Origin of the sequence: Variovorax sp. WS11 (assembly GCF_010499245.1) — a bacterium.
Lineage (GTDB): Bacteria > Pseudomonadota > Gammaproteobacteria > Burkholderiales > Burkholderiaceae_C > Variovorax.
On record NZ_JAAGOW010000002.1, the window covers coordinates 592234 to 612018 of the forward strand.

At 69.7% G+C, this 19785-nt stretch carries 17 protein-coding genes; 14 read left to right on the plus strand and 3 right to left on the minus strand.

Translation table 11 applies throughout. From position 1 onward, the window contains the following. Positions 1-47 precede the first annotated feature (47 nt). The 6 genes from GXN78_RS23300 to GXN78_RS23325 are packed head-to-tail and all read left to right on the plus strand — an operon-like array spanning position 48 to position 8172. On the plus strand, positions 48-1502 hold the full coding sequence (locus GXN78_RS23300; protein WP_106557565.1) for an FAD-binding oxidoreductase: 1455 nt from the start codon (positions 48-50) through the stop codon (positions 1500-1502). A 10-nt stretch (positions 1503-1512) separates the two neighbouring features. Continuing rightward, positions 1513-2874, plus strand: coding sequence for an adenylosuccinate lyase (gene purB / locus GXN78_RS23305; RefSeq protein ID WP_106557564.1), 1362 nt, complete (start codon positions 1513-1515; stop codon positions 2872-2874). Between the two features lie 55 nt (positions 2875-2929). Further along, a complete protein-coding gene (locus GXN78_RS23310; RefSeq protein WP_106557563.1) occupies positions 2930-3919 on the plus strand; it encodes a tripartite tricarboxylate transporter substrate binding protein in 990 nt (329 codons plus the stop codon). 14 nt (positions 3920-3933) lie between these two features. Continuing rightward, a complete protein-coding gene (locus GXN78_RS23315; protein WP_239142874.1) occupies positions 3934-4818 on the plus strand; it encodes a sulfurtransferase in 885 nt (294 codons plus the stop codon). Positions 4819-4878: 60 nt separating this feature from the next. After that, positions 4879-5856 (plus strand): tripartite tricarboxylate transporter substrate binding protein, encoded by a 978-nt coding sequence (locus GXN78_RS23320; protein WP_106557562.1) that lies wholly within the window; start codon positions 4879-4881, stop codon positions 5854-5856. 6 nt (positions 5857-5862) lie between these two features. Beyond that, positions 5863-8172: a molybdopterin-dependent oxidoreductase gene (locus tag GXN78_RS23325; RefSeq protein ID WP_106557561.1), complete on the plus strand. Its 2310-nt coding sequence runs from the start codon at positions 5863-5865 to the stop codon at positions 8170-8172. A 17-nt stretch (positions 8173-8189) separates the two neighbouring features. Here GXN78_RS23325 and GXN78_RS23330 read toward each other — a convergent pair whose 3' ends face one another. Together GXN78_RS23330 and GXN78_RS23335 are read right to left on the minus strand one after the other, a co-directional pair. Continuing rightward, a complete protein-coding gene (locus GXN78_RS23330; RefSeq protein ID WP_106557560.1) occupies positions 8190-8483 on the minus strand; it encodes a GYD domain-containing protein in 294 nt (97 codons plus the stop codon). A 258-nt stretch (positions 8484-8741) separates the two neighbouring features. Beyond that, positions 8742-10151, minus strand: coding sequence for a PLP-dependent aminotransferase family protein (locus GXN78_RS23335; protein WP_106557559.1), 1410 nt, complete (start codon positions 10149-10151; stop codon positions 8742-8744). A 342-nt stretch (positions 10152-10493) separates the two neighbouring features. Between GXN78_RS23335 and GXN78_RS23340 the strand changes: the two genes are divergently transcribed. From GXN78_RS23340 to GXN78_RS23375, 8 genes are read left to right on the plus strand one after another with little or no spacing between them, the layout of a single operon-like run. Continuing rightward, a complete protein-coding gene (locus GXN78_RS23340; RefSeq protein WP_106557558.1) occupies positions 10494-10976 on the plus strand; it encodes an MSMEG_0572/Sll0783 family nitrogen starvation response protein in 483 nt (160 codons plus the stop codon). Between the two features lie 14 nt (positions 10977-10990). Continuing rightward, positions 10991-12043 carry a Nit6803 family nitrilase gene (locus GXN78_RS23345; protein ID WP_106557557.1) on the plus strand — a complete coding sequence of 351 codons (1053 nt, stop codon included), beginning with the start codon at positions 10991-10993 and terminating at the stop codon, positions 12041-12043. Continuing rightward, the gene (locus GXN78_RS23350; protein WP_106557556.1) at positions 12006-13076 is read left to right on the plus strand and encodes an MSMEG_0568 family radical SAM protein; all 1071 of its coding nucleotides are present in this window, start codon (positions 12006-12008) and stop codon (positions 13074-13076) included. The genes GXN78_RS23345 and GXN78_RS23350 overlap by 38 nt, the downstream gene beginning before the upstream one ends. 2 nt (positions 13077-13078) lie before the next feature. Then, on the plus strand, positions 13079-13639 hold the full coding sequence (locus GXN78_RS23355; protein ID WP_106557555.1) for an MSMEG_0567/Sll0786 family nitrogen starvation N-acetyltransferase: 561 nt from the start codon (positions 13079-13081) through the stop codon (positions 13637-13639). After that, a complete protein-coding gene (locus GXN78_RS23360; protein WP_106557554.1) occupies positions 13636-14706 on the plus strand; it encodes an AIR synthase related protein in 1071 nt (356 codons plus the stop codon). The genes GXN78_RS23355 and GXN78_RS23360 overlap by 4 nt, the downstream gene beginning before the upstream one ends. Continuing rightward, positions 14699-15904: an MSMEG_0565 family glycosyltransferase gene (locus tag GXN78_RS23365; protein WP_106557553.1), complete on the plus strand. Its 1206-nt coding sequence runs from the start codon at positions 14699-14701 to the stop codon at positions 15902-15904. Before GXN78_RS23360 ends, GXN78_RS23365 begins: the two co-directional genes overlap by 8 nt. A gap of 12 nt (positions 15905-15916) precedes the next feature. Further along, positions 15917-16201: an MSMEG_0570 family nitrogen starvation response protein gene (locus GXN78_RS23370; RefSeq protein WP_106557552.1), complete on the plus strand. Its 285-nt coding sequence runs from the start codon at positions 15917-15919 to the stop codon at positions 16199-16201. Positions 16202-16243: 42 nt separating this feature from the next. Further along, positions 16244-17554 (plus strand): MSMEG_0569 family flavin-dependent oxidoreductase, encoded by a 1311-nt coding sequence (locus GXN78_RS23375; protein WP_106557551.1) that lies wholly within the window; start codon positions 16244-16246, stop codon positions 17552-17554. An 18-nt stretch (positions 17555-17572) separates the two neighbouring features. Here GXN78_RS23375 and paoC read toward each other — a convergent pair whose 3' ends face one another. Continuing rightward, a complete protein-coding gene (gene paoC / locus GXN78_RS23380; protein WP_164255690.1) occupies positions 17573-19783 on the minus strand; it encodes an aldehyde oxidoreductase molybdenum-binding subunit PaoC in 2211 nt (736 codons plus the stop codon). Between the last annotated feature and the right edge of the window lie 2 nt (positions 19784-19785).

The window sequence follows — 19785 nt, forward strand, 5'->3', positions numbered from 1 at the left end:
GCGCTGCGATGCCGGGGCCCACAGAGACAAGTGTCGCGCACCCTTCCATGCCAGCCCGCACCGATCCCGACGCCTTCCTGAGCCTGCTCGCCGATATCGTAGGCCCCGCCCACCTGCTCACGCGCGACGACGAGGTGGCGCGCTACGTCGCCGACTGGCGCCGCTGCTACCCGGGCGCCGCCCGCGCGGTGGTGCGGCCGGCCGGCACCGCGGAGGTCTCGCGCGTGGTGGCGGCCTGCGCCGCCCACGGCGTGCCGGTGGTGCCCCAGGGCGGCAACACCGGCCTGGTCGGCGGCTCCACGCCCGATGCCTCGCGCACGGAGGTGGTGCTGAGCCTCAGCCGCATGGCGGCCGTGCGCAGCGTCGATCCGCTCGACAACGCGATGACGCTGGAGGCCGGCTGCACGGTGCTGGCCGCACAGGAGGCCGCGGCTGCGCAGGGCCGGCTGTTCCCGCTCTCGCTGGCCTCCGAAGGCAGCGCCACCATCGGCGGCGTGCTCGCCACCAATGCCGGCGGCGAGCAGGTGCTGCGCTACGGCAATGCGCGGGAGCTCGCGCTCGGCCTCGAGGTGGTGCTGGCCGACGGCCGCGTGCTCCAGGGCCTGGGCGCGCTGCGCAAGGACAACACCGGCTACGACCTGAAGCAGCTCTTCATCGGCAGCGAGGGCACGCTGGGCGTGGTGACGGCGGCCACCTTCAGGCTGTTCGCGCCGCCGCGCAAGGTGGTGACGGCCTGGGTCGCAGTGCGCGATGCCGAGGCGGCGGTGCTGCTGCTCGCACGGCTGACCGAGGCGGTGGGCGAGCGCGTCACCGCCTTCGAGTTGCTCGGCCGGCAGGCGATCGACCAGGTGCTGGCGCACGGCGTGGCGGGCATGCGCGACCCATTGGGCGGCAGCTACCCCTGGGCCGTGCTGTTCGACGTCTCCGAGACCTCGGCGCGGCTCGATCCGGCGCCCGCCGTGGAAGAAGTGCTCGGCGCCGCGATGGAGGACGGCCTGGTCGCCGATGCGGTGGTCGCGGCCTCGGGCCCGCAGGCGCACGCGCTGTGGGCGCTGCGCGAGCACGTCCCTGAGGCGCAGCGCCTGGAGGGACCGTCGATCAAGCATGACATCTCGGTCGCGGTCTCGCGCATTCCCGCCTTCATCGCAGAGGCCGGCGCCGCGCTCGAGGCCCTGATGCCCGGCATCCGCGTGGTCTGCTTCGGCCACGTGGGGGACGGCAACCTGCACTACAACCAGAGCAAGCCGCCCGGCATGCCCGACGCCGAGTTCCGTGCCCGCGAAGAGGCGGTGCACGAGCTGGTGCACGCCGTCGCAGCGCGGATGCAGGGCTCGATCTCGGCCGAGCACGGCATCGGGCGCCTCAAGCAGGCCGCCTTTCTCCAGCACAAGTCGCCGGTCGCCCTGGAGCTGATGGCCCGCCTCAAGCGGGCGCTGGACCCCGCCAACACCTTCAACCCCGGGCGCGTGCTGCCGCGCGAGCGCCTTCTTCCCCTGCCCTAGGAATCCATCGATGTCCGTTTCCGTTTTCGACATGCAATCGCTCCAGCATCTGTGGAGCACCGACGAGCTGCGCGCCATCTTCTCGGAAGAGAACCGCGTGCAGAAGTGGCTCGACTTCGAGGCCGCGCTGGCCGCGGCCCAGGCCGAGCTGGGCATCATCCCGGCCGCCGCGGCGAAAGAGATCGGCGAGAAGGCCCGAATCGAGAACATCGACATCGCGCAGATGTCGGCCGAGATCCGGCGCATCAAGCACTCGCTGGTGCCGGCGCTGAAGCAGCTGCAGGCGCGCTGCGGCAAGGAGAACGGCGAGTGGGTCCACTACGGCGCGACCACGCAGGACGTGGTGGACACCGGCGTCGCGCTGCAGCTGAAGGAGTTCCACGCCGTCGCCCTGCGCGACCTGCGCGCCGTGGGACGGGAGCTCGCCCGCCTGGCCGCGGCCCACCGCGACACGCCCATGGCGGGCCGCACGCACGGCGTGCAGGCCCTGCCCATCACCTTCGGCCACAAGTGCGCACTGTGGCTCGACGAGCTGGGCCGCCATCACGAGCGCCTGGCGCAGGCCGCGCCGCGCGTGCTGGTCGGCATGCTGGCCGGCGCGGTCGGCAGCCAGGCCTCGCTGGGCGAGCAAGCGGCGCAGCTCGAGCGCCTGATGCTCGACAAGCTCGGTCTGGGCACGCCCGCCATCAGCTGGGCGCCGGCGCGCGACCGCTTCGCCGAATACGCCACCCTGCTCGCGATGGTCGGCGCCACGCTGTCGAAGATCGGCAACGAGCTCTTCAACATGCAGCGCAACGAGTTCGGCGAAGTCGAAGAAGGCTTCTCCGACGGCAAGCTGGGCTCTTCCACCATGCCGCACAAGCGCAACCCGACCTCGGCCGAGAACCTGGCGGGCCTGGCGCGGCCGCTGCGCTACAACGCCGCGCTGATGCTCGAAGGCATGGTGCAGGAAGGCGAGCGCGACGGCATCGCCTGGAAGATGGAATGGAAGGCGCTGCCCGAGTGCTGCCTCATCGCCGGCGCCATGCTGTTCCAGGCGAAGAACCTGCTGGCCGGGCTGAAGGTGAACGCCGACGCGATGGCGCACAACCTCGACCGGATGCGCGGCTATCTGCTGTCGGAACGCGTGATGCTGGAGCTCTCCGGGCGCGTGGGCAAGCAGACCGCGCACGAGTGGATCTACGCAGCCTCGATGCACGGCATCACCTCGCGGCTCGACTTCGCGGAGGCGATGCGCCAGCACGAAGGCCTGGGCCAGTTGCTGTCGGACGAGGAGATCCGCGATCTCACCGACCCCGCCGGCTACCTCGGCCAGTGCGGCGCCTCGGTGGACCGCACGCTGGCGCTGCACCAGGGCTGGCTCGAGGCCTGAGGCCGCGGCTGCCGCATCACCCCAAGAGACAAGACACAAGAGACAGGAGACAGACATGCCCCTCGCATTCCGCGGCAGCGTTCGGCGCCGTGCAGCGCTCGCACTGGCGGGCCTGCTGGGCCTCGGTGCGCTGCCGGCCTTCGCCGCCTATCCCGAGCAGCCCGTCAAGCTCGTGGTCGGCTTCCCGCCCGGCGGCGGCGGCGACCTCTATGGCCGCATGATCGCCAACGCCATGGGCAAGGCCCTCGGCCAGCCGGTGGTCGTGGACAACCGCGCCGGCGCGGGCGGCAACATCGCCGCCGACCTGGTCGCCAAGGCCAGGCCCGACGGCTACACCATCCTGCTGGCCATGAGCGGCAACCTCGCGGTCTCGCCCGCCATCAAGCCGCAGGCCATCCCCTACAAGGTGCCGGCGGACTTCGCGCCCATCGGGCTGATCCTGGAGGCGCCGCACGGCCTTTTCGTGGCCCACGGCTCGCGCTTCAAGAGCGCACGCGAGATGCTCGCGGCGGCCAAGACGCAGAAGCTCAGCTTCGCCTCCACCGGCACCGGCGGCGCCGCGCACATCGGCATGGAGATGGTGAAGCAGGCGGCCGGCGTGAGCATGCTGCACGTGCCTTACAAGGGCTCGGGCCCGGCGATCACCGACATGCTGGGCGGCCAGGTGGACAACTTCTTCGCCACTGCCTCGCCGCTGGTCGCCCAGGTGCGCCAGGGCCAGCTGCGGCTCCTGGCCATCACGGGCGACCAGCGCAGCCCTGCGCTGCCGGAGGTGCCGACCTTCAAGGAGATCGGCGTGGACGTTCCCGTCACGCAGTGGTATGGCCTGGTCGCGCCGGCCGGCACGCCCGAGGCGGTGCTGAAGCATCTGTCGACGCACCTGAGCCGCGCGCTCGCCACGCCCGAAGTGCGCGATGCCATCCGCCGCGACGCCGCCCTGGAGCACGACTTGCCGCTCGACGGCTTCGGCAAGTTCATCGCGCAGGACATCGCCCGCTACCGCGGTGCCGCCACGCCGGCGCTGCTGAAGGAAATTTCTCCCTAGACCCCTGAACCGACATGACCCATAACCCCGGCGCGATGCGCCACGACACCCTCATCTCCGTCGACCAGCTCGCCGCGGCCATCGCGCACGGCGGTGCTGCCGCACCGCTGGTGCTGGACTGCAGCTTCGAGCTGAGCGACCCCGATGCCGGACTGCGCGCCTACGTGGCGGGCCATCTTCCCGGTGCCTTCTACATGCATCTCGAGCACGCTTTGAGCGCGCGCAAGACCGGCCGCAACGGACGCCATCCGCTGCCGGAGCGCGAGCGCTTCGCCAGGCTCATGGCCGGGCTGGGTGCGAACGACGAGACGCAGATCGTCGCCTACGACAACGCCGGCGGCATGTATGCCGCGCGCCTGTGGTGGATGCTGCGCTGGGCCGGCCACGAAGCCGCGGCCGTGCTCGACGGCGGCATCGCGGCATGGAAGGCGGCCGGCCGGGCACTCGCCACCGAGGCGCCGGCTGCGCGCGCGCCCGGGCGGTTCACCCTGCGTCCGTCGCGCGTGTCCACGGTCGACTACGAAGCGCTGAAAGCCAATCTTGCCAATCCGTCGAAGCTGGTGATCGATGCCCGTGCGCCCGATCGCTTCCGCGGCGAGAACGAGACGCTGGACCCGATCGGCGGCCACATCCCCGACGCGCGCAACCGCCTGTTCCGCGACAACCTCGCGGCCGACGGCCGCTTCAAGCCCGCCGAGCAGCTGCGCCAGGAGTTCGATGCCGTCACCGGCGGCCGTGCAGCCGCCGAGCTGGTGAGCCAATGCGGCTCGGGCGTCACGGCCTGCCACAACCTGCTGGCCATGGAGATCGCCGGGCTGCGGGGCGCTGCGCTGTACCCGGGCTCGTGGAGCGAGTGGAGCGCGCAGCCCGGCGCGCCGATCGCCACCGGCACGGCATAGCCGTCACCGCGGCCGCGCCGAGCGCGGCGACACCGTTTTCCTTTGGACTGGAGACAAGCCATGCACAAACGTCTGTTCCTGCGCAACGCTGCGCGCCTGGTGGCCGCGGCCTGCCTCGCCGGCAGCGCGGCCGTGGCCGCCGCCGCGGACTATCCGGCCCAGCCGATCAAGCTGCTGATCGGCTTCCCGCCCGGCGGCGGCGGCGACCTGTACGGCCGCACCATCGCCCAGGAGCTGGGCAGGCACATCGGCCAGCCGGTGGTGGTCGACAACAAGGCCGGCGCCGGCGGCAACATCGCCGCGGAACAGCTGACGCAGGCCAGGCCCGACGGCTACACCCTGCTGCTGGCCATGAGCGGCAACATGGGCAGCGCGCCGGCGATCCGCAAGACCCTGCCCTACAAGGTGCCCGAGGACTTCGTCTTCATCAGCCAGCTCGTGGAGACGCCCTTCGGCCTGATGGTGAACGCCGATTCGAAGATCAAGACCATCCAGGACTACGTCGCCGCGGCCAAGGGCGGCAAGCTGAGCTACGCCTCCACCGGCGCCGGCGGCGCCGCGCAGATCGTGATGGAGATGGTCAAGCAGCAGGCCGGGCTCGACATCCTGCATGTGCCGTACAAGGGCTCCGGCCCTGTCATGACCGACCTCATGGGCGGCCTGGTGGACAGCTTCTTCGCGCCCTACACCCCGCTCATGGGCCAGATCAACGGCGGCAAGCTGCGCCTGCTGGCCGTGAGCAGCGCCAAGCGCATCCCCAGCATGCCCGACGTGCCCACGCTCAAGGAGTCGGGCATCGACGTGGTGATGACGCAGTGGTATGGCCTGGCCGCGCCGGCCGGCACGCCCAAGCCGGTCATCGACAGGATCACCCGCGCGGTCAAGGACGCCATGAAGCAGCCGGAGGTTTTGCGCGTCTACCGCGCCGATGGCGCGCAGGAATCGACGCTGACCGGCACGGCCTTCCGCGACTTCGTGGTGAAGGACATCGCCAACTACCGCCGCGGCGTGGAGCGCGGCCATCTTCAGCTGGACTGACCAGGCATGAGCGAACCCATCCTCCCGACCCTCGATACCGATGCGCTGCGCCCGCATAGCGCGCACTGGGGCGTCTTTCGCGCCGGCTGGAAGGACGGCACGCTCACCGTGCGGCCGCACCCGGACGACCCGGACCCGAATCCGCTGATCGAGAACCTCCCCGCGGCGCTGCGCCACCGCGCACGCGTGGCCGCGCCCATGGTGCGGCGCGGCTGGCTCGACGACGGCCCGGGGCCCGATGCCAGGCGCGGGCGCGACGAGTTCGTCAGCATGTCCTGGGACGAGGTGCTGGACCGGCTGGCCGCGGAGCTGCGGCGCGTGAAGGCGCAGCACGGCTGCGAAGCGATCTTCGGCGGCTCCTACGGCTGGTCGAGCGCAGGCCGCTTCCATCACGCACAGAGCCAGGTTCATCGCTTCCTCAACACCACGCTGGGCGGCTACGTGCGCTCGGTCAACAGCTACAGCGCCGGCGCCTCGGGCGTGATCCTGCCGCACATCCTGGGCCACATGGACGAGGTGGCGAGGCGCAACGTCACCTGGGAACAGATCGTCGAGCACACCGAGGTCGTGCTCGCCTTCGGCGGCATGGCGCTCAAGAATTCGCGCGTGGCCAGCGGCGGCATCAGCCGCCACGTCGAGCGCCAGTCGATGCGCGACGCCGCGGCGCGCGGTTGCCGCTTCGTCTCGGTCAGCCCGCTGCGCAGCGACATGCCCGAGGAAGCGCGCGCAGAGTGGCTGGCTGCCGTCCCGAACACCGACACCGCCATGATGCTCGGCATGGTTCACGTGCTGGTCAGCGAAGGCCTGCACGACCGCGGATTCATCGCGCGCTATTGCGAGGGCTGGGCGACATTCGAGGACTACCTGCTCGGCCGCAGCGACGGCACGCCGAAGACGGCCGCGTGGGCCGCGGCCATCTGCGGCGTTGCGGCGAGCACCATCGCGCAGCTGGCCCGCTCGCTGGCCGGCAAGCGCGTGCTCGTGGTGGTGGCGCATTCGCTGCAGCGCGCCGAACACGGCGAGCAGCCGGTATGGATGGCGGCGGTGCTGGCCGCCGCGCTCGGCCAGCTGGGGCTGCCCGGCGGCGGCTACAACTACGCGCTGGGGACGCTGGCGCACTACGGCAAGCGGACGAACGCGGTGCCTGCGGCCGCGCTGCCGCAGGGCGACAACGGCGTGAAGGCGTTCATCCCTGTCGCACGCATCGCCGACATGCTGCTGCACCCGGGCGAGCCCTTCGACTACAACGGCCGGCGACAACCCTACCCGCACATCCGGCTGGCCTACTGGGCCGGCGGCAACCCCTTCCACCATCACCAGGACCTCACCCGCCTCGCCCAGGCTTTCCGGCGCCTCGACACCTTCGTCGTGCACGAGATCGGCTGGACTGCCACCGCGCGCCATGCCGACATCGTGCTCCCATGCACCATGACGCTGGAGCGCGAGGACATCGGCGCCGCGCCGACAGACCCGCTGGCCGTCGCCATGCACCGGATCGCCGAGCCCTTCGGCCTGGCGCGCGACGACTACGAGATCTTCGCGGACCTGGCCGCGCGCCTGGGCCGGCAGCAGGCTTTCACCGAGGGACGCGACACGCGCCAGTGGCTGGCCCACCTGTACGAGAAGACCCGCGCCGGCCTGGAAGCGCAAGGATTGGATGCGCCCGACTTCGAGAGCTTCTGGCAGCGCGGCGAGATCGTGCTGCCGCAGAAACCCGACGATGGCGGCATCCTGCGCGCCTTCCGCGTAGACCCCGACGGTCACCCGCTGCCGACCCCCAGCGGCAAGGTGCAGGTGAGCTCGAGCGCCATTGCCGGCTTCGGCTATACCGACTGCCCCGGCCATCCGGCGTGGCTGCCCCCGTCCGAGATGCCGGACAGCGCCTATCCGCTTTGGCTGGTCGCCAACCAGCCCGCGACCCGCCTGCACAGCCAGCTCGACTTCGGCGGCCACAGCCAGAGCGGCAAGCACCGCGGTCGCGAAGTCTGCAGCTTGCACCCCGCCGACGCCGCCGCTCGCGGCATCCGGGAAGGCGACATCGTGCGCATCTTCAACCTGCGCGGCGCCTGCCTGGCCGCCGCGAGCCTGACCGAGGACGTGATGCCCGGCGTCGCGCGCCTGCCCACCGGCGCCTGGTACGACCCCGGCATGGACGCGCAAGGCCGCCCTCTGTGCATGCACGGCAATCCCAACGTGCTGACCAAGGACATCGGGACCTCTTCCCTGGCCCAAGGTTGTTCGGGCCAGCTCACCGTCGTGCAGATCGAGCGCTTCGACGAGCCGCTGCAGCCGATCAGGGCGTACGACCCGCCCTGAGAGGCTGTGAAGAACAGCTACGGAAGCTTGGCCAGGATCGCATCCATCTCGCTGGCCGTGAACGCGCGAAGCGTCTGAAAGCGCACGTTGCCCTGCATGGCCGTGGCGAGACTGAACGCCGCCAATGCCTGCTCGTCGTCTGCTTCGATGATGGAAACAAGGTCGTACTCTCCCAGAGTCCAGACCAGTTCCCGCAGATTGACGCCGGACTTCTTCGCGGCCTCCTTGGCGGCGGCCGCGCGCTTGGTCGTGTCCTTGACCGATTGCAGACCCTTGTCGGTGAAGCTCATCAAGCCAACGTAGGTGACCATGTCATCTCCTTCAGGTTCGACATAGGCGGCCGATGCCAACTGCCCTCGAAACCGACGCGACCGCCCAACGCCGTTCAAGCGCACTGGGAGTGAAATGATCTGCGAGTCATCTGCAAGGCGGGCACCGTGATGCAAGCGGGCCTCGCGCGGGCGGCAAAGGACTTCACTGAGAGATGCCGCCAGGATGCTACGCGCTTTCATGGCAATCACAAGCTTCGACCTGTCGGCCCGCTCGTTGCGCCATCCATACGGTGCGCCTCAACGGCCGAACCCCGCATCGCGCAGCGTCGCATGCGGATGCAGCGGATGCGTCAGCGTGTCGGCAATCAAGCGCAAGGCCTGATCGCACTGCTCGCGCGACATCGGCCCGCCCAGGCAGATGCGCACCGCATCGGGCGGGTCGCCGTCGGTGGAAAAAGCTGCGCTCGCCACCACGCCCACGTTCTGCGTGCGCAGGTACGACGCAAACTCCACCGGGCTCCACCCCGGCGTGAGCGGCAGCCAGGCATGAAAGCCTTCGGGATGCGCCTGCAGACCTCTGTCGCCGAGGTAGCGCGCCGCCAGCACCTGCCGCGCCACGGACTCCGCGCGCACGGCCTGCAGCATCTCTCCGGCCGTGCCGTCCTCGACCCACAGCGTGGTCAGCGCATTGGTGATGGGCGACGCCATCACGGTGGTCGCGCGCATCGCGCCGGCCAGGCGTCGCGACTGGACCACTGTGGGTGAACACACATACGCACTGCGCAGCCCCGCGCCGAAGCACTTCGAGAATCCGCTCAGGTAGTAGGTAAGCCCCGGCGCCAGCGTGGCCAGCGCGGCCGGGGATTGGCGCGGCAGCATGCCGTAGGCGTCGTCCTCGATGATCGGCACGGCATAGCGCAGTGCCACGTCGGCCAGCGCCTCGCGGCGAGCGCGCGACACGGTGGCGGCGGTCGGGTTCAGCAGCGTGGGGTTGCAGTACAGCGCCTTGGGCTTGAGCGTCTTGCAGGCATGCTCGAAGGTGTCGGCGATCGGGCCGTCGTCGTCCATCTGCAGCGCATGCAGCTGCACGCCCAGCTGCGCCGCGATGGCCTTCACGCCCGGGTAGGTGAGCGACTCCACGCAGATCAGCTCGCCCGGGCGCGCGAGCTGCGAGAACAGCGCGGTCAGCACGCTGTGGATGCCAGGGCACACGAGGATGCGGTCGACGCTCGCGTCAGGCACGAAGGGCCGCAGCCAGCGCATCGCGGCCTCGCGGTCCTGCGCGGTGCCGCCGAAGTCCTGGTAGCGCAGCAGGCCGTGAAGGTCGAGCTGCGCGAAGGCCCGGCTCGCGCTGTCATGCAGCCGCGCCATCAGGTGCTCGTCGTCGGGCTCGGGCGGCATGTTCATCGTCATCTCGGCGCCGCTGCCGCCGCGCAGGCGCAGGCTGGGGCTGCCGGAGCGAATGAAGGTGCCGGTGCCTGCGCGCGAATCGATCAGCCCGCGCTTGCGCGCCTCGGCATAGCCGCGCGCGACGGTCGTGTAGTTGAGGTTCAGGTCGGCCGCCAGCTCGCGCAGCGTGGGCAGCCGGTCGCGCACGCCCAGCCTGCCGGTCTTGATGTCGTCGGCAATCAGCTCGGCCAGCAGCAGGTAGGCCGGCTTGGCCGTGTTGCGCAATTGCTTGCGCCAGTGGGTGGTGATCGTGTTCATCGGCGGAGTTGATTGCATCTCTTGATCGCATCGTGCCGGCGATCGACACGCAGGAATCGCGCCTGCCCCGGCAAGGCTGAATGCTCCGATCAGGTGCGATCAACCCGATTGATCGGGTGCATTGATCGCATGAAGGATGCGTCGTCGCGGTGCGAAACCGGTGCGCCCGCCTCTTTCACCCTCGCCTTCCCGGTTTCCGGAAATTTTTCTATCCGCACGCGGCCCGCACCGCTGCGCGTTGATCGCAAGTTGATCGCGCACACCCCGCCAAACGCTGGCACATCGCCTGCAAAGAAACAGCACGCAAGACCTGCGTTCCAACCACCCCAACCGGAGTCCCTCATGCCCAAAGTCACCCGCCCCCGCAACGAAAAAGGCGAGTTCCTCGTCGACTACGAGGAGAAGGTGTTCGAAGACGTCAAGGCCGAGCCCGGCGAGAAGGCGCTCGTGACCTTCCACACCGTCGCCTTCGAAGGCTCGATCGGCTTCGTCAACCTGCTGCAGGCCACGCGCCTGAAGCGCAAGGGCTTCGAGACCTCGATCCTGCTGTACGGCCCCGGCGTGACGCTGGGCGTGCAGCGCGGCTTTCCCACGCTGGGTGACGAAGCCTTTCCCGGCCACCAGAACTTCAACAAGCAGATCGCCAAGTTCATCGAGGAAGGCGGCAAGGTCTACGCCTGCCGCTTCGCGCTGCAGGCGCTGTACGGCCATGGCGAAGGCGCGCTGATCGAGGGCATCCAGCCGATCAATCCGCTCGACGTGCTGGACCTGGTCCTGATCCACCGCAAGGCCAACGCCTTCATTCTGGATACCTGGACGCTGTAAGTCTGGACGCAGAGATGGCTTCCACACCCCGCACCGTGCGTGCCGCGGCGATTCAGATCGCGCCCGACTTCGACCGGCCCGACGGCACGCTCGAGCGGGTGTGCAGCGCCATCGACGAAGCGGCGGCCAAGGGCGCGCAGCTCGCTGTCTTTCCCGAGACCTTCGTGCCCTACTACCCCTACTTCAGCTTCGTGCTGCCGCCGGTGCTCCAGGGGCCTCCCCATCTGCAGCTGGCGGAGCGCGCGGTCGTCGTGCCCGGCCCGGTCACGCAGGCCGTGGCCGAGCGCGCCCGGGCACGCGCCATGGTGGTGGTGCTCGGCGTCAACGAGCGCGACCACGGCAGCCTGTACAACACCCAGCTCGTCTTCGACGCCGACGGAACGCTGGTGCTCAAGCGGCGCAAGATCACGCCCACCTACCATGAGCGCATGGTCTGGGGCATGGGCGACGGCGCCGGCCTCAAGGTGGTCGATACGGCGGTCGGCCGCGTCGGTGCGCTGGCCTGCTGGGAGCACTACAACCCGCTCGCGCGCTACAGCCTGATGGCGCAGCACGAAGAGATCCACTGCGCCCAGTTCCCCGGCTCGCTGGTGGGCCCGATCTTCGCGGAGCAGATGGAGGTGACCATCCGCCACCACGCATTGGAGTCGGGCTGCTTCGTGGTCAACGCCACCGGCTGGTTGACCGACGAGCAGATCCGCAGCGTGACGCCCGATGCCGGCCTGCAGAAGGCGTTGCGCGGCGGCTGCCACACCGCCATCGTCTCGCCCGAGGGCAAGCACCTGGCGCCACCGCTCACCGAGGGTGAAGGCATGGTGATCGCCGACCTCGACATGGCGCTGATCGCCAAGCGCAAGCGAATGATGGACTCGGTCGGCCACTACGCGCGACCCGAGCTGCTGTCGCTCGCCATCAACGACCGGCCGGCGCAAACCACGGTGCCGATGCACTCCACGCAAACCACCCCACTCGATCAGCGGAGCTCCGATCATGACCACGACCACGACACCGCCGGACAGCCGGCAACTGATGACGGAGCTCCAGTCCTTCGGGTTGCGGCTGGCTGACCCCAGCGCCGGTGCTGCGAGCCGGCGCGGCGGCGCCGGCCCCTCGGACCACAAGGCGGTGGTCGTGGACGGCCACACGATCATGGTGCCGGTCCACACCTCCACCGCCTGGCATTCGCCCTTCACCGCCGAGGCGCCCGATGCGCAAGGCGTGAGTCGCGTGATGCGCGGCAGCATCCCGATCGCCAGCATCTCGTTCCCGAAGCGGCCGCGCTTCTACGCGATGCAGACCTTCGACGGCGTGCCCTATTCGCACATCGCCACGCTGCACGGCAGCGATGTGCTCGCCACCACGGTGCTGCAGACCTGCATCCGCTACGAGAGCCGCAGGAAGAGCTGCAAGTTCTGCGCGATCGGCCAGTCGCTCGCGGCCGGCCGCACCATCGCGCGCAAGACACCCGAGCAGCTGGCTGAAGTGGCGCGCGCTGCCGTGCTGCTCGACGGCGTGAAGCACATGGTGATGACCACCGGCACGCCCAACGCCGCCGACCGCGGTGCGGCCATCCTGTGCGAGAGCGCCTTCGCGATCAAGGCCGCCGTCGACATTCCGATCCAGGGCCAGTGCGAGCCGCCCGACGACGACCAGTGGTTCCACCGCATGAAGGCCGCCGGCATCGACACGCTGGGCATGCACCTGGAAGTGGTCACGCCCGAGGTGAGGGAAAGGATCATGCCGGGCAAGGCGAGTGTTCCGGTCTCGCGCTACATGAGCGCCTTCGAAGCCGCGGTGGCGGTGTTCGGGCGCGGCCAGGTCAGCACCTACATCCTCGCGGGCCTGGGCGACACGCGCGAGGCGATCCTCGAGATCTGCGACCAATTGCTGGCGCGCGGCGTCTACCCCTTCGTCGTGCCCTTTGTTCCGATCAGCGGCACGCCGCTCGAAGACCATCCGGCCCCCACGCCGGAGTTCATGAAGTCGCTGCTGGCGCCGCTGGGCGAGCGCGTGGTGGCGGCCGGCCTACGCTCCGCCGACATCAAGGCCGGCTGCGGCAAGTGCGGCGCCTGCTCATCGCTGTCGGTCTACGAAAGCTGACCATGCTGTGCATCGACGACCTCAGCGAACTGGACATGCGCTATGCGCCCGTTGAATATCTGGTGCGCGAAGCCGCCCAGCAATGGGAACGCGACGAAGCCATGGCCCTGCGCCGGGCGGTGTTCTGCATCGAGCAGGGCATCTTCGCGCGCGATGATCGCGACGCGATCGACGACGAGGCGCAACTGCTGGTGGCGATGTCCTGCGCCGCCGGCATGCCGGACCAGGTAGTCGGCACGGTTCGCATCCATCGCGGCGAGGGCCCGCGGGAATGGTGGGGGTCGCGCCTCGCCGTGCATCCGGCATTCCGCAGCCAGGGGCACCTCGGCGTCACGCTGATCCGGCTCGCGGTGTCGCGCGCCAACGCGCTGGGGTGCGACACCTTCCTCGCGCAGGTGCAAATGCAGAACGTGCCGCTCTTTCGCAAGCTGGGCTGGCAGATGCTCGAGGAAACGGCGGTGCATGGGCGACCGCATGCGCGCATGCAGGCCGACCTCGGCTGTTATCCGCCCTGCCACGATCCGGTCAGCGGCTTCGTCACGCGCGCCAAGGTGGTGGCATGACGAGCGTTCGCGAGATCGCCGAAGCGTTGCGCGCCACGCGCGGCTTCGCCCACAAGCGCGACATCGGCGACGTCGTGTCGGCCCTGGGCCGCTCGCTGCCCGGCGGCCATGCCGCGCTGGCGCAGGCCGTGCCCATCGGCGACGACTGCGCCGCCATTCCCGATGGCCACGGCGGCTACCTGCTGTTCGCCATCGAAGGGCTGGTCGAGGACTTCATCGTGCGCATGCCCTGGTTCGCCGGCTATTGCGGAGTGATGGTCAACGTGAGCGACATCTACGCCATGGGCGGGCGCCCAACCGCCGTGGTCGATGCGCTGTGGAGCAGCGGGATGAGCGCCGCCCGGCCGCCCGAAGGCGCTCGGACCGCAGCCGAAGGCGAAGGTACTCCAACGCCCCCCGCCGACGACGTGCTGCGCGGCATGGGAGAGGCTGCTGCGCGCTATGGCGTGCCCATCGTCGGCGGCCACACCAACAATCGCAGCGAGCGGCCACAGCTCGCCGTCGCCATCCTCGGCCATGCGCGCAGGCTGCTCACGAGTTTCGATGCGAAGCCTGGCGACCTGCTGGTGATGGCGGTCGACCTGCGCGGCGCCTACGAGGAGCCGTTCCCTTACTGGAACGCCTCGACACATGCGCCCGCCGCACGGCTGCGCGCCGACCTCGAGCTGCTGCCGTCCATCGCCGAAGACGGCCTCTGCGGCGCAGGCAAGGACATCAGCATGGCCGGCGCGGTGGGCACGGCGATGATGCTGCTCGAGTGCTCGGGCGTCGGCGCGCGCATCGACGTCGACGCGATGCCGCGGCCCGCGGGTGTGCCGCTGCTGCGCTGGCTGCCTTCCTTTCCGAGCTACGGCTTCGTGCTCAGCGTGACGCCTTCGCAGGTGGCGCCGGTACTGGGCCGCTTCGCCGCGCGCGACATCGCCTGCGCGGTGGTCGGCGAGGTGGATGCCACGCGCCAGGTCCGCCTGAGCAGCGGCGGCGACGAGGCCTTGCTGTGGGACTTCGGCCGCGACGCCTTCATCCAGCCTGCCGCCAACGCCGAAATCGGGGAGGCGAGCTTTGTCTGAATACGATCGGCCCTTGCGCATCGGCCTGCTCACGCACTCCGTCAATCCCCGCGGCGGGGTGGTGCATACCCTCGAACTCGCGAAGGCGCTGCACGCAGCCGGCCATGCGGTGACCGTGATGGCGCCGGCCGCGCCCGGGCAGGTGCTGTTTCGCACGCCGCCTTGCGCCGTCGAGCTGGTGCCGGTCGACGGCACGCCGCGCGACACGGTCGGCATGGTGCGCTCGCGCATCGATGCCTTCGTGCAGCACCTGCAGGCACTGCTGCAGCGCCGGCCCTTCGACGTGCTGCACACGCACGACTCGATCGGCGGCAACGCGCTCGCGCAGTTGCAGGACGCCGGCCACATCGACGGCTTCGTGCGCACCGTGCATCACCTCGACACCTTCGAGGTGCCGCAGCTCACCCAATGGCAGCACACGGCCTTCGCGCGCGCCAGCCAGGTGCTGTGCGTGAGCCGCCTGTGGCGCGAGCACCTGGCACGGGAATACGGCGTCGAGGCGCACGAGGTCACGAACGGCGTGGATGCCGCGCGCTTTTCGCCGATCGCTGAAGCCCGCGATACGGCGTTGGCACAAAGGCTCGGCATCCGAACCGGCGCGCCGGTGGTCCTGGCCGTGGGCGGCGTCGAGGAGCGCAAGAACACTGCGCGGCTCCTCGTCGCCTTCGCCTTGCTGCGCACGACGCACCCGCATGCACAACTCGTGGTCGCCGGCGGTGCGAGCCTGCTCGACCACACGGCCTATGCGCAAGCCTTCCGTGCGCAGATGGAGGGCCTCGGCTTCGACGAAGGGCCGTGGCAGGCAGTGCGCCTCACAGGCCCCGTGGCAGACGAAGACATGCCCGCGCTCTACCGCCTCGCCGATGTCGTGGCGATGCCGTCCCTGCGCGAAGGCTTCGGCCTCGTGGTACCCGAAAGCCTGGCCAGCGGCGCACCCGTGGTCGTCTCGCGCATCGCGCCCTTCACCGAATACCTCGCCGAAACCGACGTGAGCTGGGCCGACCCGACGGACCCCACCGCCATCGCCGCCGCGTTGCGCCACGCCCTGATCACGCGCAACCCGAGCCATATCGCGCGCTCGGCCGCGCGCCTCGCTCAGCGCTTCAGCTGGGCCGCCAGTGCCGAACGCCACGTGGCGCTGTACCGCGCCGGGCTGCGAGCACGCGCTGCCCACACACCCATCGCGCAAGCCGCCTGAAGGACACACACCATGCCCGTGATGCATTTCCACGTGCGCTGGCCCGATGCCAGCGAAACGCGCTGCTACTCGCCCTCGCTGGTGGTGCAGGACTACCTCGCGCCCGGCCAGCGCTACGGCCTCGAAGAATTCCTGCGGCGCACGCGCGAGGCGCTGGGCATCGCCTCCGAGCGCGTGCGCGCCAAGTACGGCTTCGCGTGTTCACAGGCCATGGACCAGCTCGCCGAGATCGAGCACATCGCCACGCGCTTCGCCGGCACAGCGGACGCCGAAGTCACGGTGCTGGCCTTTGACTGAAAGCACGCCTCTTCCCCGAAACATCCGAGAAAGAAGATCCCCATGCCCCACCCCTATGGCGGACGCAGCCATTACGGCGTCATCATCGTCGGCGGCGGCCAGGCCGGACTCTCGCTGAGCCATTGCCTGCAGCAGCGCGCCATCGACCACCTGGTGATCGAGAAGCGCAGCCTGGTCCACACCTGGCGCACGCAGCGCTGGGACTCCTTCTGCCTCGTCACGCCCAACTGGCAATGCCAGCTGCCGGGCTGGCCCTACGCAGGGGCCGATCCGCACGGCTTCATGGTGAAGGACCAGATCAACGACTGGCTGGCCGGCTTCGTCGCGCATGTGAAGGCGCCGGCGATCGAGGGCGTGACCGTGGAGCGCGTCTGGCGCGCCGGCGAGGGCGAGCGCTTCAGCGTGCAGACCGATGCCGGCCTCTACACCGCGGACCAGGTGGTGGTGGCCTCGGGCGGCTACCACAAGCCGATCGTGCCGCGGCTGGCCGAGAAGCTGCCGGGCTCGGTGGCGCAATACCACTCCGCGCAATACCGCAACCCGGCACAGTTGCCCGAGGGCGCGGTGCTGGTGGTGGGCTGCGGGCAGTCGGGCGCGCAGATCGCGGAAGACCTTCACCTGGCCGGCCGGAAGGTCCACCTCGCGACCGGCAACGCGCCGCGCTGCGCGCGCTTCTACCGCGGCCGCGAGGTGGTGGACTGGCTGGCCGACATGCGCTACTACGAGATGCCGGTGACCGAGCACCCGCTGCGCGAGGGCGTGCGCGACAACACCAACCACTACGTGACGGGCCGCGACGGCGGCCGCGACATCGATCTGCGCCGCTTCGCGCTCGAGGGCATGGAGCTCTACGGCTTGCTGAGCGACTTTCACGAAGGCAGCCTCGAACTGCAGCCCAACCTGCGCGACAACCTCGACCATGCGGACCGCATCTACAACGGCATCAACGCATCGATCGACAAGCACATTGCCGCGCAAGGCATCGACGCGCCGCCGCCCTCGGTCTACACGCCCGTCTGGGAGCCACAGGAAGAGCGCACGCGGCTCGACCTCGCGGCGGCCGGCATCACCAGCGTGATCTGGTGCATCGGTTTCTCGCCGGACTTCGGGTGGGTCGATGCGCCGTTGTTCAACGGGCGCGGCGCGCCCGTGCACGTGCGTGGCGTGACGAACGAGCCGGGGCTTTACTTCCTCGGGCTGCCATGGCTGCACACATGGGGATCGGGGCGCTTCTCGGGTGTGGCGCGCGATGCGGAGTTTCTGTCGGATGCCATCGCGCGGAGAAAGGCAAGACTGCGCGACAACGCCAGCGTCGGAATGGAGGCGACGCCTCCCGCGCTACACGCTGCTTGAGGCTGCGTCTCACCCCAGTCACGCCACCGGCGGCAGGCGATCCAGCAGCTTGTCGAGCGTGACCGGATAGTCGCGCACGCGAATGCCGGTTGCGTTGTAGACGGCATTGGCCACCGCGGCAGCGACGCCGCACATGCCGAGCTCCCCCACGCCCTTGGCCTTCATGGGCGAGGAGATCGGGTCGGTCTCGTCCAGGAAGATCACGTCCTGGTGGGGGATGTCGGCGTGCACCGGCACCTCGTAGGCCGCCAGGTCGTGATTGACGAAGAAGCCGTTCCGCTTGTCGAGCGCCAGGTCCTCCATCAGCGCCCCTCCGACTCCCATCGTCATGGCGCCGATCACCTGGCTGCGGGCGGACTTGGGGTTCAGGATGCGCCCGGCGGCGCACACGGCGAGCATGCGCCGGACGCGGATCTCGCCGGTCGCGGCGTCGACGCCGACCTCCACGAAGTGGGCGCCGAAGGTCGACTGCTGGTACTTCTTGTCGAGGTCACCGTACTCGATGCCGTCCTCGGCCGCGAGGCCGTTCGTGCCGGCCGCCTCTGCGAGCGGCACCGCACGATCGCCGGCGCGCACCATGCCATCCGAGAACTCCGCGTCGCCCGGCGCGATGCCGAGCTTCTTCACCACGGCCTCGCGCAGCTTCATGCAGGCGGCGTAGACACCGGAGGTCGAATTGTTGGCGCCCCACTGCCCGCCCGAGCCGGCCGAGACGGGAAACGCCGAGTCGCCGAGGCGCACGAGCACTCGCTGCAACGGCACGCCCATCGTTTCGGCGGCGGTCTGCGCGATGATCGTGTACGTCCCGGTTCCGATGTCGGTCATGTCGGTTTCGACAGTGACCACGCCACGGTTGTCCAGGCGCACGCGCGCGGCCGACTTGGTCAGCAGGTTGTTGCGGAACGCCGCGGCAACCCCCGTGCCCACGAGCCAGCGCCCGTCGCGCTGCTGCCCGGGTCGTGCGTTGCGCTTGCTCCACTCGAAGCGCTCGGCCCCGGTGCGCAGGCACTCGATCAATTTGCGCTGCGAGTACGGGCGCTCGGGCTTCTCTGGGTCGACTTGGGTGTCGTTGAGGACGCGAAACTCGACCGGGTCGAGCCCCAGCTTTTCCGCCATCTCGTCCATGGCGATCTCCAGCGCCATCATGCCCGGCGCCTCGCCAGGCGCGCGCATGGCGTTGCCCTCGGGCAAGTCCAGCACCGCCAGCCGTGTGGTCGTCAGGCGGTTCGCGCCGGCGTACAGCAGCCGGCTCTGATTGACCGCGGTCTCCGCCTGCCCGCCCGGCAGGTCGCCGGACCAGCCCTCGTGGGCCATGGCGGTGATCTTGCCGTCGCGCGTGGCGCCGATGCGGATGCGCTGGATCGTCGCCGGCCGGTGCGTGGTGTTGTTCATCATCAGCGGCCGCTGCAGCGCCACCTTCACGTGCCGCCGCGCCGCCCGCGCGCCCAGCGCGGCGAGCACCGCATCCGCACGCACGAACAGCTTGCCGCCGAAGCCGCCGCCGATGAAGGGCGAGACCAGGCGGACATTGGCCTTCGGGATGCCGAGCGTCTTGGCCACATCGCCGACGCCCCAGGCGATCATCTGGTTCGATGTCCAGACCGTGAGCTTGTCGCCCTTCCAGCCCGCGACCGAGGCGTGCGGCTCCATCATCGCGTGCGACTCGTCGGGCGTGGTGTAGGTCGCATCCAGCTGCACCGGGGCCGCGGCGAAGGCGCCGGCGAAATCACCCGCCTTCGTTTCCGGCGGACCGGAGAATTCGTTCGGCTTCGGCATCTGCGCCGCATCCTTCTCTGCAACCAGGTCGAAGCGCCCGGGCGAGCGTGTGTACTCGATGCGCACCAGCTGCGCAGCGGCACGCGCCTGTTCGAAGGTGTTCGCGACGACGAGCGCCACTGCTTGATGGTAGTGGTCGATCTCGGGCCCGCCCAGAAGCTTGGCCGTGTTGAAGTCCCCCTTGCCGAGCTTGCCGGCGTTGCGGGCAGTGACGATGGCGAGCACGCCCGGCGCTGCGCGCGCGGCGGCCAGGTCCATCGAGGCGATGCGGCCTTTCGCAATGCCAGCGCCGACCACGTAGCCATAGGCCGCATCAGGCGCCACATCGTGACGCTCGTACGCGTAGGGTGCCGTGCCCGTGGTCTTGAGAGGGCCGTCGACGCGGTCGGTGGGCTTGCCGATTACTTTGAGCTGATCGATCGGGTTGGTCGTGGCGGGGGTGTCGAATTTCATGA

Coding starts and splice junctions, on each gene's coding strand:
- GXN78_RS23300 (WP_106557565.1), top strand. CDS start 48: ATGCCAGCCCGCACCGATCCCGACGCCTTCCTGAGCCTGCTCGCCGAT.
- purB (WP_106557564.1), top strand. CDS start 1,513: ATGTCCGTTTCCGTTTTCGACATGCAATCGCTCCAGCATCTGTGGAGC.
- GXN78_RS23310 (WP_106557563.1), top strand. CDS start 2,930: ATGCCCCTCGCATTCCGCGGCAGCGTTCGGCGCCGTGCAGCGCTCGCA.
- GXN78_RS23315 (WP_239142874.1), top strand. CDS start 3,934: ATGACCCATAACCCCGGCGCGATGCGCCACGACACCCTCATCTCCGTC.
- GXN78_RS23320 (WP_106557562.1), top strand. CDS start 4,879: ATGCACAAACGTCTGTTCCTGCGCAACGCTGCGCGCCTGGTGGCCGCG.
- GXN78_RS23325 (WP_106557561.1), top strand. CDS start 5,863: ATGAGCGAACCCATCCTCCCGACCCTCGATACCGATGCGCTGCGCCCG.
- GXN78_RS23330 (WP_106557560.1), bottom strand. CDS start 8,483: ATGGTCACCTACGTTGGCTTGATGAGCTTCACCGACAAGGGTCTGCAA.
- GXN78_RS23335 (WP_106557559.1), bottom strand. CDS start 10,151: ATGAACACGATCACCACCCACTGGCGCAAGCAATTGCGCAACACGGCC.
- GXN78_RS23340 (WP_106557558.1), top strand. CDS start 10,494: ATGCCCAAAGTCACCCGCCCCCGCAACGAAAAAGGCGAGTTCCTCGTC.
- GXN78_RS23345 (WP_106557557.1), top strand. CDS start 10,991: ATGGCTTCCACACCCCGCACCGTGCGTGCCGCGGCGATTCAGATCGCG.
- GXN78_RS23350 (WP_106557556.1), top strand. CDS start 12,006: ATGACGGAGCTCCAGTCCTTCGGGTTGCGGCTGGCTGACCCCAGCGCC.
- GXN78_RS23355 (WP_106557555.1), top strand. CDS start 13,079: ATGCTGTGCATCGACGACCTCAGCGAACTGGACATGCGCTATGCGCCC.
- GXN78_RS23360 (WP_106557554.1), top strand. CDS start 13,636: ATGACGAGCGTTCGCGAGATCGCCGAAGCGTTGCGCGCCACGCGCGGC.
- GXN78_RS23370 (WP_106557552.1), top strand. CDS start 15,917: ATGCCCGTGATGCATTTCCACGTGCGCTGGCCCGATGCCAGCGAAACG.
- GXN78_RS23375 (WP_106557551.1), top strand. CDS start 16,244: ATGCCCCACCCCTATGGCGGACGCAGCCATTACGGCGTCATCATCGTC.
- paoC (WP_164255690.1), bottom strand. CDS start 19,783: ATGAAATTCGACACCCCCGCCACGACCAACCCGATCGATCAGCTCAAA.